General features: G+C 71.9%; 2 protein-coding genes. Both read right to left on the reverse strand.

What is annotated here, in order from left to right:
• A partial coding sequence (locus tag D7V88_RS40875) for a DUF6597 domain-containing transcriptional factor (protein ID WP_341870758.1) occupies positions 1–293 on the reverse strand: 293 nt, incomplete at its 3' end.
• Positions 293–2166: sensor histidine kinase (locus tag D7V88_RS40880; RefSeq protein WP_147449125.1), on the reverse strand; the 1874-nt coding region annotated here is incomplete at its 5' end. The genes D7V88_RS40875 and D7V88_RS40880, both read right to left, overlap by 1 nt.

A 2166-nucleotide genomic window follows, 5' to 3' on the forward strand; every position in this document is an offset into this window, starting at 1 on the left:
ACCTGCGCGTCCGTCAGTTCCTGCAACGGCAGCCGCAGGAACGGCTGCGCTCCCCCCGGACGGAAGCGCACCGCGACGATGGACGTGGGGGCCGTCAACGGCACCACCGCCGCCGTCCGCATCGCCCCCACCACCCTCGGACGCACCCCGTCCGACAGGTCCACCAGGATGTCCAGGCACCCGTCCGGCAGCACCCGGTGCGGCCCCGGCAACGGCCCCGACGTCTCCATCGCCCAGTAGCACCGCACGTACGGCGCCAGCGCCGCGCACGGAAGGGCCTCCACGTAGCGCATCAGGCGGCGGCTTCCACCACGGAGGCCCGGGGCAGCCTCACCGTGAAGCAGGAGCCCTGCCCCAGCCCCGCGCTCGCCACCTGGATGCGCCCTCCGTGGCGCTCCACGATTTCGCGGCAGATGGCCAGCCCCAGTCCCAGGCCTCCGGCGTAGTGCTCGGTGGCATTGTGCGCGCGGTAGAAGGGCGTGAAGAGCTGCGACAGGCTCTCCTGAGGAATGCCGATGCCCCGGTCCTCCACGTCCACCCGCACCGCGTCCGGCTCCTCCACCACCCGCACCCGCACGGGCGTCGCTGGCGGCGAATAGCGCAGCGCGTTCTCCACCAGGTTCGTGAAGAGTTGATCCAACCGCTGCTCATCCCACCGGCCCACCAGCGGCGCCGGGGGAAGCTCCAGGGCCACCAGGCCCTGGCGCTCCGGCCGGGAGGACTCGATGCGCTCCACCACCTCGTGCACCAGCGTCCCCAGGTTCATGGGCGCCACCGTCAACGTGAAGCGCCCGGACTGGAGCCGCGACACATCCAGCATGTCGCCAATCAGCCGCGTCAGCCGGTCCACCTGCCGGTTCAGCCGCGCGAAGATGTCGCGCTGCCGCTCCGGGTTCATTCCCTGGCCGGACCCGGACTGGCGGATGAGCAGCTCCAGCGTTGCCTTCAGCGGCGTCAGCGGCGTGCGCAATTCATGGCTCGCCATGGACAGGAATTGATCCCGGATGGCGATGGCCTCACGCAGCTCCTTCTGCGTGCGGTCGATGCGTGCCGCCATGTCGTTGAAGCCCGAGGCCAGTTGGGTGACTTCGTCGTCTCCCCGGGCCTGCACCCGCTGACCGCCCTCCAGCGCCAGCGTGCCCAGCGAGGAGAAGCCGTCCCGCAGCGCCTCCAGCCGCTGCGCCACGTCCCGCCCCACCCACTGCGACAACACCAGCGCGATGGCGCCCGCCAGCACCGCGATGACCACCACCCACGCCCCCATGCGCGTCACCGGCGCGAACGCCTCGCGCAGCCGCGCCGTCACCACCACCGTCCAGGGCGTGTCCGTCACCTGCGCGTGCGCCACCATCAATCGGTGTCCCCGGGCATCGAACGCCTCCGCCATGCCCTCGGACGCCGCCAGGGACTCCGGCGGGAGCAACCCCAGCACGGGCGCCCGGGTGAGCACGTCGCCCCGGACCGTTTCGCGCAGCAGACTGCCGTCGCGCCGGTCGAACAGCTCCACGTGGTAGCTGCGCGACGCCAGCGTCGGATGCAGGCCCAACCGCTGCAACGACAACCCCGCAACCAGGATGAGCCGCCCACCCCCGCCCAGGTCCACCGGCGCGGTGAAGACGACGAAGGGCAGGCCCGCTATCGTGAGGAAGGGCCGCGACAACAACACCTCGTCGCCCCCCTTCAGCGCCTGCTGGAAGTACTCCCGGTCGGAGAAGTTGCCGGAGCGCTTGAGCCGCGAGGAGGTCACCAGCGTCTCCCCCGTCGCATCCAGCACCCAGGCCGCGTCGAACAGGCCGGAGTCATTCTCCAGCAGGTCCACCCGCTCGCGAAGGCCCTCGTGGTTCCCCGCGCGCGCCGCGGCCACGAAGGCCACGTCCCGGCTCTGCGCACGCAGCATCGAGCGCGCCACGGTGGCCGTCTGGTCCAGCCACGCCGTCTCCGCGGCCACCGCCTGCCGTGCCTTCTCCCGCAGCTCCACCTCCAGGGCCCGCTGCGCGAGCGTGGAGGTCACCGCGCCCAGCCCCAGGATGGGCAGCACCGACGCCAGGGCCATGCCGCGAAACAACCGCCAGCGCACCCCCGCCGGCGCCGGCATCCTGCGCAGCAGCAGCAACACCAGGCACGACACGGCGAGCACCGCGTACACCCCCATGCCCGCCCACGAGG

The sequence above is a fragment of the Corallococcus terminator genome, from assembly GCF_003611635.1.
Classification (GTDB): Bacteria; Myxococcota; Myxococcia; order Myxococcales; family Myxococcaceae; genus Corallococcus; species Corallococcus terminator.